This is a genomic window from Pseudomonas sp. LBUM1662 (assembly GCF_059695915.1).
On sequence record NZ_CP166793.1, the window covers coordinates 871,641 to 886,502 of the forward strand.

The 14,862-nt window shown below is 60.3% G+C and carries 10 protein-coding genes and 1 pseudogene; 8 read left to right on the top strand and 3 right to left on the bottom strand.

Going from position 1 to position 14,862, the window contains the following annotated elements; translation table 11 throughout:
• Positions 1 to 19: 19 nt before the first annotated feature.
• The 3 genes and pseudogenes from ACA049_RS03740 to ACA049_RS03750 form a co-directional block, all read right to left on the bottom strand.
• Positions 20 to 430 (bottom strand): hypothetical protein, encoded by a 411-nt coding sequence (locus ACA049_RS03740; protein WP_497333244.1) that lies wholly within the window; start codon positions 428 to 430, stop codon positions 20 to 22.
• A 12-nt stretch (positions 431 to 442) separates the two neighbouring features.
• A complete protein-coding gene (locus tag ACA049_RS03745; protein ID WP_497333246.1) occupies positions 443 to 886 on the bottom strand; it encodes a Panacea domain-containing protein in 444 nt (147 codons plus the stop codon).
• A gap of 257 nt (positions 887 to 1,143) precedes the next feature.
• Positions 1,144 to 1,362, bottom strand: a pseudogene (locus ACA049_RS03750) (hydrolase); the annotation flags it as partial.
• A 246-nt stretch (positions 1,363 to 1,608) separates the two neighbouring features.
• Here ACA049_RS03750 and ACA049_RS03755 point away from each other — a divergent pair.
• The 8 genes from ACA049_RS03755 (at position 1,609) to pelG (ending at position 14,758) form a co-directional block, all read left to right on the top strand.
• Positions 1,609 to 2,541: an NAD-dependent epimerase/dehydratase family protein gene (locus ACA049_RS03755; RefSeq protein WP_497333248.1), complete on the top strand. Its 933-nt coding sequence runs from the start codon at positions 1,609 to 1,611 to the stop codon at positions 2,539 to 2,541.
• A gap of 63 nt (positions 2,542 to 2,604) precedes the next feature.
• Complete coding sequence (locus ACA049_RS03760; RefSeq protein ID WP_497333250.1) at positions 2,605 to 5,418, top strand: bifunctional glycoside hydrolase/polysaccharide deacetylase family protein; 2,814 nt, start codon at positions 2,605 to 2,607, stop codon at positions 5,416 to 5,418.
• A complete protein-coding gene (locus ACA049_RS03765) occupies positions 5,396 to 8,989 on the top strand; it encodes a tetratricopeptide repeat protein (protein WP_497333252.1) in 3,594 nt (1,197 codons plus the stop codon). The genes ACA049_RS03760 and ACA049_RS03765 overlap by 23 nt, the downstream gene beginning before the upstream one ends.
• A gap of 28 nt (positions 8,990 to 9,017) precedes the next feature.
• A complete protein-coding gene (locus tag ACA049_RS03770) occupies positions 9,018 to 9,536 on the top strand; it encodes a penicillin-binding protein activator LpoB (protein ID WP_497333254.1) in 519 nt (172 codons plus the stop codon).
• 5 nt (positions 9,537 to 9,541) lie between these two features.
• The gene (locus tag ACA049_RS03775) at positions 9,542 to 10,909 is read left to right on the top strand and encodes a PelD GGDEF domain-containing protein (RefSeq protein WP_497333256.1); all 1,368 of its coding nucleotides are present in this window, start codon (positions 9,542 to 9,544) and stop codon (positions 10,907 to 10,909) included.
• Positions 10,887 to 11,876, top strand: coding sequence for a HEAT repeat domain-containing protein (locus ACA049_RS03780; RefSeq protein ID WP_497333258.1), 990 nt, complete (start codon positions 10,887 to 10,889; stop codon positions 11,874 to 11,876). Before ACA049_RS03775 ends, ACA049_RS03780 begins: the two co-directional genes overlap by 23 nt.
• Positions 11,873 to 13,387, top strand: coding sequence for a GT4 family glycosyltransferase PelF (gene pelF / locus ACA049_RS03785; protein ID WP_497333260.1), 1,515 nt, complete (start codon positions 11,873 to 11,875; stop codon positions 13,385 to 13,387). Before ACA049_RS03780 ends, pelF begins: the two co-directional genes overlap by 4 nt.
• On the top strand, positions 13,388 to 14,758 hold the full coding sequence (gene pelG, locus ACA049_RS03790; RefSeq protein WP_497333262.1) for an exopolysaccharide Pel transporter PelG: 1,371 nt from the start codon (positions 13,388 to 13,390) through the stop codon (positions 14,756 to 14,758).
• Positions 14,759 to 14,862: the final 104 nt, after the last annotated feature.

The following is a 14,862-nucleotide window of genomic DNA, read 5'->3' on the forward strand; positions in this document are numbered from 1 at the left end:
GACCCTGATGAAAAACTGATCAGCCGTGATCGTATAGCGTAAATGCCCGATCTACCCAGAGAACATGGAAAATTCTACCGAACCGAAACCCCACCATCGGCGCCTTTCCGATTGCACGAAAGGCAATGAGATGCACATCCTGTGTAACGACGAGTGGAATTGCAGGCTTGAGGGAGGATCGATCGATTATTTCATAGCCCAAGCCATGTCTTGGCGCTTGTCTGAGCTGCTGCCAAGTGAGCTGGCTTAGAACGCGAATTTTGCCAAGCACACCGCCGCGCTCATCAGATGAGCAGTCACTGACGCAATAGCCTTGTTGTAAATACTCAAACGAGAAAACCGGTGGCTTCAAGTCCGGATTGTCGGCAGGCTCGGAGCGCCCCTTCAAAACCTTGCTTTGCTTTACTGCTCTATCCTTGAGATGCCCCATCAACCCACTTCCTTATTTGACTAGTCCCTTGAAGAATGTACGCATCTCTTCCACTGGAATCTCAAGGCTCACAGCACCAGGCTTGAAGTTGTTTTTCCATGGCGCTTCTTCATGAGTCAACTCTCGCAAGCGCCACGCAGAGTACTGACCATAAATTTGTTGAACCTCATTTAGCAGATCCATTTGTTCCGCAGAAAAAACGCTTGCATCGAAATCGGCCGGGAAGGGGATGCTGCCGCTGCCATGCTGTTTAAAGTGATGATAAACAGACGGCACTACGGGTCCATGAGTCCATGCCTCGATTTGTTCGTCGAAAAGCGGTCTGTCGAAGACTGCGAGATGAAACCCTTGTGCGTAATACACAAGTTTTTGAAGCTTCAGGTTCGACACAAGATCGCCTGCATCTTCATTCGCTTGGGCGAGGAAAAATTTCGCTGCGTCGATAGAGCTGGCCATATGACCTCCTGGTCAAAGTCCTGAGAATGATCGTGTCTAGCATAGCGATCTGCTAAGCGGTCGCTGATTATCCGCCCGACCTGATTGAAGTCAATTGAGCGATCACCTGAGTCACCTTAGCTATCGATATGCTGTATGTAAATACAGTATTTGTTTCTGCGCAGAGGAGTCGCAGGCGCCACCCAATCTAAAAACGGAACACCTCATCCGACCTCATCGTGTGCTTGAAATGATGCTCCCAAAGCTTCACCCCCAATGCCATGTTTGATAAACACGCGATCAGCCTCGATCAAGCTGTCATCGTCTAGCGCAGGGTGCCAGCCGAGTTGTTTCTCAAACGGCGTCATGAATTCGTCGTGACGTTCAACAGTAGCGACGCTGGGCAGGCTTCCGATGAGTTTCCGGATGCCGTCAATGAGCCATTGCGGTGGATCGAAGCTGGGTTGGACGTCGATGATGAGCAGGGCTTGATGCATGGCGAATGCTCCGTGCCAGACGAGTCTGCGGGTCGGGCGTGGCAATGGTATGACAGCTTGTAGCTAATAAATGCCGCCAAATAAATGACTGTTTTTCTGAGGGGATTACCGTTCGGCGACAAAGCAGACAAACTATTGACACTGTCTTTCTGATCTCCCATTATCGGCCGCGTTTTGATGGCCTTGCGCCATAGATCAGCGGACTTTAACCACTCGTATCCGCTCTACTGTTCAGGGAGAGATTTCATGTTTGTTGAGCGAATACTGGTGACTGGCGGTGCCGGATTTATTGGGTCGCACCTCGTAGAAGCGTTGCTTGGCAAGGGCTACAAGGTTCGTGTGCTGGATAATTTGTCCACCGGCAAGGTCAGCAATCTGCCGATGGATAACGCCAATCTGAACCTGGTCATCGGTGATGTCGCAGACGGCGACGTAGTGGCACAAGCCATGCGCGATTGCGGTGCTGTCGTTCACCTGGCCGCAGTGGCCTCGGTGCAAGCGTCGGTGGATGATCCTGTCAGCACTCATCAAAGCAACTTCGTCGGCACCCTCAACGTGTGCGAAAGCATGGTGAAGGCCGGCATCAAGCGCGTGGTATTCGCGTCCAGCGCCGCGATCTACGGCAACAACGGCGAAGGCACGGCGATTCACGAAGACACGCCAAAATCCCCGCTCACGCCGTATGCCAGCGACAAACTGGCCAGCGAGCAATACCTGGATTTCTATCGTCGCGAACATGGTCTGGAGCCGATGATCTTTCGGTTCTTCAACATCTTCGGCCCGCGCCAGGATCCGTCATCGCCGTACTCCGGCGTGATCAGCATCTTTACCAAGCTGGCCTTGGCCGAGCAGTCCGTGGCGATTTTCGGTGACGGTTCGCAGACTCGCGACTTCGTCTATGTCCAGGACCTGGTGAGCATTCTCGTGCAATCCCTGGAAGTCAGTGAACCGAGCCCCGGCGCGGTGAACGTTGGCCTGAGTCGCTCCACCAGCCTCAACGATCTGATCGCCGAATTGGGTGCCGTCACCGGTAGCCCGTTGAAGGTGATTCATCACGCGCCACGTCAAGGCGACATCCGCCATTCGCGCGCCAACAACAGTCGCCTGCTGGAGCGTTTCAAGCTCCCGGAACCGACTGCCATCGGCAAGGGGCTGTCGCAGCTTATTCGCAGCCTGTAAACCCGGCCGGTTCCACTGTCCGACATCCAAGCAGTATCGGTTCAGTCCATTCAAGAGTGAGTTATGGAAATCGTTTTTCGCAGGACGCGTGTCCGCGCGGCCGCTCAACGGCTGCTCGCCGCTTTAGCGTTGTTCGTGAGCGGGCCCGCCGTCCAGGCCGCAGCATTACCGCAACCCGCCAGCGTGGTTTTCTGGTACGCCGATCAACCGCCCATTTCCGAGTTGGCTCAGTTCGACTGGTCAGTGGTCGAGCCGGGGCATATGACCGCGGGCGACGTCAAAACCCTGCGCAAGTTGGGCAGCCAGCCGTTCGCCTACCTGTCGGTGGGTGAGTTCCATGGTGGCAAAGCCGAACTGGACAAGGCATCCCTTACGGGTGCGGTCAGCCCGGTGCGCAATGGCGCGTGGGACAGCCAGGTCATGGACCTCGCGGCACCGGCCTGGCGTGAACATTTGTTCGGCCGAGCCAAGGCGCTGCAGGCCGAAGGCTACGCCGGGTTGTTCCTCGACACCCTCGACAGCTTCCAGTTGCTGCCGGAGTCGGCGCGAGAAACACAGCGTGTGGCCCTCGCCGGTTTCCTGCGGGAATTGCATCAGCGTCAGCCGAATCTGAAGCTGTTTTTCAACCGTGGCTTTGAGGTGTTGCCTGACCTCAATGGCGTCGCTGCCGCCGTGGCAATCGAATCGATTCACGCCGGTTGGGACGCTTCCGCCAAGCGCTATCGCCCGGTGCCTGAAGCCGACCGCGAATGGCTGGAAACCCAGATCCAACCGTTGCGCGCCAAAGGCATCCCGCTGGTAGCCATCGACTACCTGCCGCCGGAGCGTCGCGATGAAGCGCGCAAACTGGCCAAGCGTCTGCGCGAAGAGGGCTTCATTCCCTATATCGGCACGCCTGAACTGGACTCGATGGGCATCAGCAGCATCGAAATCCAGCCGCGCCGAATCGCGCTGCTTTACGATCCGCGCGAAGGTGACCTGGTGCGTAATGCCGGGCACACCTTGCTCGGCGGTTTGCTCGAATACCTCGGCTACCGGGTGGATTATCTGCCCGTCGACGGCACCTTGCCGGAGCACCGTTTCAGCGGTTTGTACGCCGGGATCGTGACCTGGATGACCAGCGGCCCGCCGCAGGATGCCGCGGCGTTCAATAGCTGGATCGGCAAGCGCCTCGACGAACAAGTCCCGGTGGTGTTCTTTTCCGGCCTGCCGATTCAGGACCCGCTGCTGCTCAAGCGCCTGGGCCTGAATCGCTCGGCGCCGATCGGCACTCAAGCGTTGACCGTCAGCTATCAGGACAAGGCGCTGATCGGCGCCTTCGAAGCCCCGGTGCAGCCCCGATCCCGTGACCTGACCGCGATTTCCTTGCTGCCCAAAGGTCCAAAAGCCGCGTTGCTGCTGACCACTGCCGACGGCCAGACATTCGCTCCGGTGGCGACCGCCGAGTGGGGCGGTGTTGCCCTTGCTCCGTACATTCTTGAAACGAACAACGAGCGCAGCCGCTGGATTCTCGATCCGTTTGCGTTCCTTCAAGCGAGCTTGCGCCTGCCGGTGCAGCCGCGTCCGGACACCACCACCGAAAACGGCCGCCGCATCGCCACCGTGCACATCGATGGCGATGGTTTCCCGTCTCGCGCCGAAGTGCGCGGCACGCCATATGCCGGCAAGCAGGTGCTCGACGATTTCATTCGGCCCAACCCGTTCCTGACTTCGGTATCGATTGTCGAAGGCGAGATTTCACCGCGCGGCATGTTCCCGTTTCTGGCGCGCGAGCTGGAACCGATTGCTCGTGAGTTGTTTGCCAACCCGAAAGTCGAAGTCGCCACCCACACCTTCAGTCATCCGTTTTTCATGCAGCCGGAAGTGGCGCAGAAACGTGAGAATTTCAACGCGGAATACGGCTTGAAAATGGCCATCCCGGGCTACGACAAAATTGATTTCCGTCGCGAGATTTTTGGCTCGCGCGACTACATCAACCAGCAGCTCACCACCCCGGAAAAACCGGTGAAGCTGGTCTTCTGGCCGGGCGACGCCTTGCCTTCGGCAGCCACCTTGAAGCTGGCCTATGACGCGGGCCTGAAAAACGTCAACGGCGCCGAGACCATGCTGACCAAGGCCAACCCGTCGCTGACCGGCCTCAATCCATTACTGCGCCCCACCGAAGGCGGCTTGCAGTACTACGCGCCGATCATCAACGAGAACCTCTACACCAACCTGTGGAAGGGGCCGTATTACGGCTTCCGCGATGTGATCGACACTTTCGAACTCACCGACAGCCCACGACGCTTGCGCGGCCTGCACCTGTATTACCACTTCTATTCGAGCACCAAGCAGGCCTCGATCAAGGCGATGAACGAGATCTACGGCTACATGAAGGACCAGCAACCGATGTCGCTGTGGATGAGCGACTACCTCGATCGCGTCCACGGTTTGTATCAGGCCAGCCTGGCGCGTACCGCCGAGGGTGACTGGCAGGTTCGTGGAATGGATGCGCTGCGCACCCTGCGACTCGACCCGCAAATGGGCTGGCCGGATCTGTTGCGTTCGCAAGGCGTTGCCGGTGTTCGCGACTTGCCGCAAGGCCGCTATGTGGCGTTGAGCAGCGACCAGGCGTTGCTGGTGTTGCGTCCCGATCGGGATCAACGACCGGCGCTGGAGGAGGCCAATCTGCCTTTAGTGGACTGGAAATATGTGGATGAAAAACAGGTGAGTTTTTCGTTTGCCGGGCAGGTCGACCTGACCTTCTCCGTGCGCTCCGCGAGCAGCTGCCGGGTGGAAGTGGACGGGCAACATTTTGCAGGCAAGGCATCCGCCGGCTTGTGGACTTTTCAATTACCAATGAAGCAGGTGAGTCATGGTCAGCTCTACTGCATCTAACTCCTCGGCCACTAAAAGCCGCCGCCTGCTCAATCCTTGGGCATTGGCGGTGGTGGCGGTCGCCGTGGGCGGCCTGTTGTGGCTGACGTTCCAGCGCGAAGAAGTGTTCCAGCCGGACGGCCGCGAGCCAGATGCGGTCTCGGCCAATTACGCCGAATTGCTGCTGGCGGCGCACCCGGATGACGATCACCTGCGCTTGCAACTGGTCGATCTGCTGATCCGTCTCGGCGACTACCCGAAGGCGCGCCAGCACCTTGAGAACTGGCCGAAACCGGTCGTCGAGTTGCAGGCCTATTACCGGCTCGAACTCGATGCGCTGGAAGCGGCGAAAGCCGATGATCCGGTGGCGCAGAAAGCCTTGATCGAACGCCTGAAGAGCTTCGATCACCGCTTGCTGCCGCTGCCGCAATTGCAGAACCTGGCCAAGCTGGCGCTGACGCTACAGGCGCCGGCCTTCGCTGCCAGCGTCTACGAAGAAATCGCTGATCGCGATCCGGCTCAGCGCATAGCCTCGCTCAAGTCCGCCGCGCAGTGGTACCTGGCCGGTGAGCAACCGGGCCGCGCCGCCGACATTTATCTGCTGCTCAAACAGGACAGCCAACAAGCGTCCGAGCGTCGTGAATACGCGCAACTGGCGTTCAACAGTCTGTTGGCCGCCGGTCGCGGTGAGCAGGCTGCGCGTGTGCTGGCCGATGAACTGGATCAGCTCAAGGATCCGCAAACCGATTCGGCTTGGCTGGAGCAGGGCGTCGACGTTGCCGTCGGCAGCAAGCGCTTCGACCTGGCCCAGCGCTTTCTGGATCAGTGGCGCGTGTTGCAGCCGGACAACCCGCAAATCCTGCGCAAGGAATTCAGCATGCGCCTGGCCCTCGGCGACCTGGCCGGTGCGTGGGACAGTGGCGAGCAGCTTGTAGCAGAGCATCCGGATGACGTGGCGTTGCTCGAACAAATGGGGCATCTGGGCGAATGGCGTGGCGACAGTCAGGCCGCTCTGGACTACTGGATTCGTCTGCTGAAACTGCGCGAAGACCCGCAAACCCGCGAACACGCCTGGCGTCTGGCCAGCCAGCAGTACGATTTCGACCGGGCAATTCCCTTGCTCGCCGACATCATGGAACAGCGTGCGCTGACCGACGTCGAGCTTGATGCGTTGATCTACGGTCACGAATCCCGCGGCACACCGGCGCAAGCCGAAACCTGGTTGCACGCTTACTTGCGCAAGTACCCGGCGCATCGTCTGGCCTGGACACGCCTGCTGCAAAACCTCGAAAACACCGGTCAGTTCGCGCAGAAAACCGAGGTCTACCAGCGCTACTCGAAACGCTTCACGCTGACCACGACCGAGCGCATCGACTGGGCCAATACCGACCTCAAGCTGTTTGATAATCAGGCGGCGTGGGAGGTGTTGCAGGTCGATAACCGCAAGATCACCGATGAGGGTTACTGGCGCCTGCGCGCCGCCCTGGCGTGGGATCTGGAACTCGACGACGAGCTGCAGTTTTCGCTGGAGCGACTCCTCGCGCTCAAGGGTTCGCTCAACAGTGGCGACGAGAGTCAGTTGATCACTATGTATCGCACCAGCGATCCGAAGCGCGCCTTGACCATGATGGTTGGCAGCTGGAAACGCACCCGTGATCCGCAGCGTCTGGTTGAATCCTTGCAGCAAGCCCAGGAATTGCAGGACTGGCCGCAAGTGATCGCGCTGCTCAAAGACGCCGAGCAATACCCGGAGGCCAACGAGCAAGCACAAGTGCTGGCGATACGTGGTGCCTTGGCGGTGCAGCAGGGCAACATCGACGAGGCGCAGCGTTTGTACCTGTTGGGCCTGTCGCGTTTCCCGGATGACAACCTGTTCCGCGAACGCCTGATGTGGCTGTACGTCGATCAAGGCAACACCGCCGCGCTCAAGCCGTTGCTGACGGAATGGAAACCCCAGGCGCGTCAGGACCGAATCCTCTGGCTGCCGTTCGCCAGTGCCAGTCAGATGCTCGGTCGCGATACCGAAGCATTGGCCTGGTATCGGATGTACCTCAAGACCAGTCCGCAGGATTGGCTGGTGCGCGCGGCCTACGCCGATGCCCTCGAAAGCGCCGGTTATCAGGACGCGGCGCAACGCTTGCGCTTGAAGCTTCTGCGCAGCCCCGAAGGCGAAAACATTCAGCCGTCGTCCCAGCGTTATGCGATCTGGTTGCGCTTGATGGCCAGCAGTTATTCGCCGGCCAAGGCGCAGCAGGAAGTGGCGAAGTGGAAGGATGGCTCGCCGGCGATGCTGCAATTGTGGTTCGAGCGGTTGCTGGCGCGTCTCGACGCGACGAATCAGGAATCGCAGAAAGACCAGTGGCTTGATTGGGCGCGTAGCCAGGGCTTGAAGGTCCAGCGTTATGAAGAAATTCAGCAAGCCTTGCGCAGCCGTAACAAGGCGCAAGTCGAAACGCTGTTGGCCAGTAGCGACCTCAACCCGGCGCAACGCGCTCAGGCGCTGAGTCGTCTCGGCCGCTTCGACGAAGCCCTCGACCTCAGCCAGTCCGCACTGGGTGACGACCAGCCGGCCGCCGTGCGCGAGCAACTGCGCCGTCAGGCTGTTGAGCTCCAGGAATTGACGCCGCAAGGCGCGCAGATCTCCTGGCATCAACAGGATTTCGGAGGCCTGGAATTCAACGCCCCGCGTCTGCAAATCGCGCACAACCTTGGCGCTCAGTGGTACGCCAACCTTGAACTGGAAAACGGCACCTACAACAGCGATCAACTGATCGAATCGCGTATGGGCGATGAGCGCAACGCCGCGCTGACCCTGCAACGTTCGGTGGAGGACGGTGGCTACAAACTGTTCGCCGACACCAGCCAGCGCAAGGACGATGACCGTACCGGTTTGGGCCTGTCCCGGACCTGGCAGTTGACCTCCAGCGACCAGATCGAAACCGGTCTGGACTGGCATCGCAAGAGTGAAGACAGCGGCCTGATGCGCGCTTTCGGCCAGCACGACAGCGTGTGGGTCGGCGGTCGTCACGGGCTCTCGGCGCGGGATCAGATCAGTTGGGAAGTGGCACAGAAATCGTTCTCGACGCGTGCGGGCGATTCCCTGGGCAACGGCCAGGCGCTGAAGATGGAATACAACCACACGCTGGAATTCGCCGGGCCGAACTGGACCGTGCGCAGCGGTGTCGATTATCAGCACAACAACGTCAAGGACCGCACCCTGGACTACCTGTCCAGCGCCAACGGCGGCCCGGTGAAAAGCGTTGATGACTCGGACGACCCCGCGGTCGTGACGGCCGACGATCTGCTGCAAAGCCGTTACGGCCAACTGTACGTCGGCAGCTCATGGCGTCGCGGCTTGCCGGGCGCGCTGGTGCGCACTCGCCCGCAATACACCTGGCTGGTGGACGTGACGGCGGGCTGGCAATGGCTGGATCAAACCTTCAACTACGGCATCAACACCGGGATCGGCGTCGAGGTGCTGGGCGGAGACGAATTGGCCCTCACCGTCGGCTACCAATCCGCGCCACAAGGCGGGGATGGTCAAGCGGGCGGAACACTGGGTGTGAGCTACGGCGTGCGATTCGGACGCTGATCATGAAATGTTTACAGGAGAAAAACTGATGCAAGCAATTCGTAATCTGAGCCTGGCTCTGGCAGTCCTGTTCGTCGCCGGTTGCGCCAGCTTCACCGGCGACACCAGCCCGAACCTTCCGCGTACTGCGAAGTGGGGCACCGTGCCGATGATCAACTATTCGCAAACCCCGCAAGCCGGTGAACGCGCCGAGCAGATTTTGCTCAGCGTGCTCAGCAGCCATGGCCTGCAACCCCGGGTTTACCCGGTCAGCACTCAGGGCGAACAAGCGCTGATGGACGACAACGAACGCCTGGCCGGCGCCCTCGATTGGGCACGGGATCAGAAGCTTGATTATGTGGTCGCCGGCAGCGTTGAAGAGTGGCAGTACAAGAACGGTCTGGACGGCGAACCGGCCGTGGGCATCAGCCTGCGCGTGCTAGAAGCCAGCAGCGGTCGTGTGCTCTGGAGCAAAAGCGGCGCACGTGCGGGCTGGTCCCGTGAAAGCCTGGCCGGCACCGCGCAAACGGTGCTCGACACACTTGTTGGCGCCCTTCGGTTCGAGTGAATGCAATGAATTCTCCTCACATGGATTACAGCCTCGCGCCGCGTGCCAGCGGCCCGGTGTCTTGGCTGGAAACACTGTTGGTCACCGGCGCGGCGATCGGCCTGGGCTTGTGGCTGACCCCGCAAGACCCGTTGCAAATGCACGCCGGTTTTCCCTGGCCGGTGCTGGCGCCGCTGCTGCTCGGTGTGCGTTATGGTTTTGTGCGTGGCCTGCTCAGCGCCAGCCTGTTGGTGGCGGCACTGTTTGCGCTGCGCTATGTCGGGCATGAAGCCTACGCCCAGCTTGATCCGTCGTTCATTGTCGGCGTGCTGGTCAGCGGCATGCTGGTGGGCGAGGTTCGCGATCTGTGGGAGCGGCGCTTGCAGCGTCTGCAGATGGCCAACGATTACCGCCAGTATCGACTCGACGAATTCACTCGCGCGCACCAGATTTTGCGGGTCTCCCACGACCTGCTGGAGCAGCGCGTGGCGGGCAGCGATCAGAGCCTGCGCAGTTCGTTGCTGGGCTTGCGCGAAAAACTGCGGGTGATGCCGGACGAAGGCGATGCACTGGCCGCGCTGGCGGATCCGATCGTGGCCATGCTGGGTCAGTACGGCGCGTTGCGTGTGGCCGGGTTGTATCGCGTCGATGAGCGCGAAGAGAACGTGTTGCCCGAAGCCTTGGCGACCATCGGCGTCATGGGGCCTTTGGGCACCGAAGATGGCTTGGTCAAGCTGTGCCTGGAGCGCGGTGAACTGGTCAGCGTGCGTCAGGAACTGATCGATGCCGGCAGCTCGGCGCAGTTCTCGTCGTTGCAGGCCTGCATTCCGTTGATCGATGCTGAAGGTCGTTTGCTGGCGATCCTGGCCGTTCGCCAGATGCCGTTCTTCGCGTTCCAGGATCGTACGCTGAGCCTGCTGGCGTTGCTCGCCGGGCACATCGCCGACCTGCTGCGCCGCGATCCGCAAGTGCTGCAACTGGCCGACGCCGATGCGCAGCAGTTCACCCTGCAACTCAAGCGTTCGCTGGTGGATGTTGAACAGCACAAACTGGCGGCCGGCCTTTTCGCTTTTGAAATGACCCGTCCCAACGATGAGCTGTCGCGTCTGTTTGAACGCAGTCAGCGTGGCCTCGACCTGCAATTGCCGCTGCGCAACAACCGCGATCATCAGCTGTTGCTGGTGCTGCTGCCGTTGACCAGTCCGCAAGGCACCGAAGGTTATCTGGCGCGGATGAACCTGATGCTGCACGAACACTTTGGCATTGAAAGCAGCCTCGACAGCCTCGGCGTGCGCGTGTTGCCGTTCAACCTGGAGCCTGGCTGTGAACGCAACGGGCTGCGTAATTTCCTGTTCAACGAGTGTGGCCTGAATGATCAGCAAGTGGCTGTTTAGCGGAGCCTTGTTGTTAGAGGCGGGCAGTTGGGCCAGCTTGTGGCTCGCGGCGCCCGAGTTGCAACAATTGCTGGTGTTCACCCTCAGCCACGGTTTGGCGTGCGTGATGTTGTGCGCGGCCGTGTGGCTGTTGCTGCCGGCGCGCTACCGTTCGCCGTTGCCGTGGAGCCCGCTGTTTATCTTCAGCCTGGCGTTCTTCGTGCCGGTGCTCGGCGCGGTCGGCGTGGTGGCGGCGATCTTCCCGGCGCTGTACCTGCCGCGCAAACGCGACAAGCAAGCGTGGCAAGCGGTGGGCATTCCGAAACTGCCGTTCCGCGCGCAGTTGCAACTGCACTCGCCGATCTTCGCCGATGGTGGTTTGCAGGACGTGTTGCGCCATGCACCCGATCCGGATCAACGTCTGGCCGCTCTGCTGGCCACTCGGCGCATGCCCGGCAAAGAAGCGGTGCCGATCCTCAAGCTGGCCCTCGGTGACCCGAGTGACGACGTGCGGCTGCTGGCGTATTCGATGCTCGACAAGCAGGAAAGCGACATCAACCTGCACATCCAGATCGCACTCGGCGAACTGGCCGATGCCAACGCGAAAGCGGCGGGTGCGCTGCACGGCAGGCTGGCGCGCTGGTATTGGGAGCTGGCGTATCTGGGCCTGGCGCAGGGCAGTGTGCTCGATCACGTACTCACCCAGGCCAGCGAACATGCCGAGCAAGGCTTGAAAGCGGGCGAGGGCGGTGAGCTGTTCCTGCTGGCTGGGCGCATCGCGCTGGAGCGTGGTGACGTCGAGCGTGCCGAAGTGCTGCTCAGTCAGGCTCAAGAAAACGGCATGGGCGCGGCACAAGTGCTGCCGTTTCGCGCCGAGCTGGCCTTCGAGGCCGGTCGTTACCACGAAATTCCCGGTTTGCTCGCACGCCTTCCCGAGGAAACCCGTCAGCGGCCGCCGTTCGCCGCATTGGTCAGGAGCTGGACATGAGTCACAAGGAACAGGCACCGGTTGCCGACATCTGTCTGCTGCTCGAAGGCACCTGGCCTTACGTGCGCGGCGGCGTTTCCAGCTGGATTCACCAGATGATCCTCGGCCTGCCGGAACTGACCTTTTCGGTGATGTTCATCGGCGGCCAGCGCCAGGCCTATCCGTCCCGGCGCTACGAAGTGCCGGCGAACGTGCTGCACATCGAAGAAGTGTTCCTCGAAGATGCGACCCATCCGACCGACAGGTTGATTGAGCCCCGCGAAGCTGATGAACAGCAGTTGCAGGATTTGTATCGCTTCCTGCATCACCCGGATGCGCCGGACCCGGCACTGGGCGAACGCTTGCTCGACTGCATCGCCCAGGGCCGCATGACCCTCGACGACGTGCTGCGCAGCCGCGCCAGTTGGGAGTCGTTGAGTGAAGGCTATCGTCAGCATTGCGCTGACCCGTCTTTCGTCAATTATTTCTGGACCCTGCGCGCGATGCAGTCGCCGTTGCTGATGCTCGCCGAAGCCGCGCAACGGATGCCGAAAGCGCGGGTGCTGCATTCGATTTCCACCGGGTATGCGGGCTTCCTCGGCTGCATCCTCAAGCAACGCTGGAACTGCACTTATCTGCTCAGCGAGCACGGGATCTACACCAAGGAACGCAAGATCGACCTGGCCCAGGCCAGCTGGATCGCCGAGAGTTCCGGCCAGGCACTGAACCGCAGCCTCGATGCCGGCTCGGGTTACATCCGTACCTTGTGGGTGCGTTTCTTCGAGCGCATCGGCCAGCTGACGTACAACAGCGCCGACAACATCATCGCGCTCTACGACGGCAACCGTCAGCGACAGATCAAGGACGGCGCCCTCGCGGCCCGCACCCAGGTCATTCCGAACGGCATCGACTTGCCGGTGTGGACCGCAGCGCTGGAATCCCGTGCCCACGGCATTGCGCCCGTGGTCGGTTTGATCGGCCGCGTAGTGCCGATCAAGGACGTGAAAACCTTTCTGCGGGCGATGCGCGGCGTGATCAGCGCCATGCCGCAAGCCGAAGGCTGGATCGTCGGCCCGGAAGAGGAAGACCCGGAATACGTCAGCGAGTGCCGCAGCCTGATGGCCAGCCTGGGCCTGGAGGGCAAGGTGCATTTCCTCGGCTTCCAGCGCATCCAGGACATCCTGCCGAAACTCGGCCTGATGGTGCTGACCTCGATCAGTGAAGCGCAGCCGCTGGTGATCCTCGAATCCTGGGCCGCCGGTACGCCGGTGGTCAGCAGCGACGTGGGTTCGTGCCGCGAATTGATCGAAGGCGGCAGCGCCGAAGACCGTGACCTCGGGCACGCCGGCAAAGTGGTGGCGATTGCCGATCCACAAGCCACGTGCGCCGCGATCCTTGAACTGTTGCGCAGCCCGCGACGCTGGCAGGCCGCTCAGGCCAGCGGCTTGTTGCGGGTCAATCGTTATTACACCGAAGCCTTGATGCTGCAGCGTTACCGCGACCTGTATCAAGCCGCCATGGAGAACAGCTAAATGGCCGGTATTGGCTTTGAACTGCGAAAAATCCTTTCGCGTGATTCCTACACGGCGACTTTGCACGCCTACGTCTACGCCGGGCTGATCAGCTCCGGGCCGTGGGTGTTGTCGATCATCAGCGTGATGCTGGTGGGCATCATCAGCATCGGCCTGCTGCTGCCGAACATGCTGGTCGGGCAGTTCCTGGTGACGGTGACGTACCTGATGGCCACCTCGTTGATCCTGACGGGTGGCTTGCAGTTGTTCTTCACGCGCTTCGTGTCCGACCGTTTGTTCGAGCACAAGTACGACCAGATCCTGCCCAACCTGTTGGGCGTGTTGCTGCTGGTCACCCTCGGCGCCGGGTTCTTGGGGATTGTGGTGCTGGGCTTGCTGTTCGACGAGCCGCTGATTTACCGCGTGCTGGTGTTGGCGAACTTTGTGGTGCTGTGCAATTTGTGGCTGGTGATCATCTTCCTCTCGGGGATGAAGGCCTATAACCGCATTCTGCTGGTGATGCTGGTGGGTTACACGCTGATGGTCGCGAGTGCCTACGTGCTGAGCTTTTTGCAGATGCCAGGCTTGCTGCTGGCGCTGTTGATCGGGCACAGCACGCTGCTGTTCCTGTTCCTCTACGACATCCTGCGCGAGTACCGTGCCGAGAAACTGATCGCCTTCGATTTCCTCGATCGGCGCAACGTTTTCCTCAGCCTGCTGGCCACCGGTTTCTTCTACAACCTGGGGATCTGGATCGACAAGTTCATGTTCTGGTTCAACCCCGGCACCTCCAACGAAATCGTCGGCCCGCTGCGCGCATCGATCCTCTACGACTTGCCGATCTTCCTCGCGTACCTGGCGATCATCCCCGGCATGGCGGTGTTCCTGGTGCGCATCGAAACCGACTTTGCCGAGTGGTACGACCGTCTGTTCCGGGCGATCCGCGAAGGCGAAACCCTGCAACACATCGGTCAGTTGAAAACCGAAATGACCTTGTCGATCCGCCAGGGTCTGCTGGAAATCTGTAAGGTGCAGGGGCTGACGGCGGTGCTGTTATTCCTGTTCGCACCGCGCCTGCTGGACTGGCTGGGCATCTCCAGTTATTACCTGCCGCTGTTCTACATCGACCTGATCGGTGTGAGCATTCAAGTGGTGTTCATGGCGTTGCTCAACGTGTTCTTCTACCTCGACAAACGCACCGTGGTGCTGGAGCTGTGCGTGCTGTTCGCGGTGTTGAACGCCATGCTGACGCTGTTCAGCATGTACCTTGGGCCAAGCTTCTTCGGATACGGGTTTACGCTGTCGTTGCTGATTTGTGTATTGCTGGGTTTACACAGGCTTTCAACGGCGCTGGAAGATCTGGAGTACGACACGTTCATGTTGTCTCGCTGACGTTACGGTCAGGCAAAAAAAGGCACTGGCGATCATCGCCAGTGCCTTTTTTTTGTCCGACTGACGTCACTTGTGAGTCGAATTTACGCTGCTAGGCTTGTTCA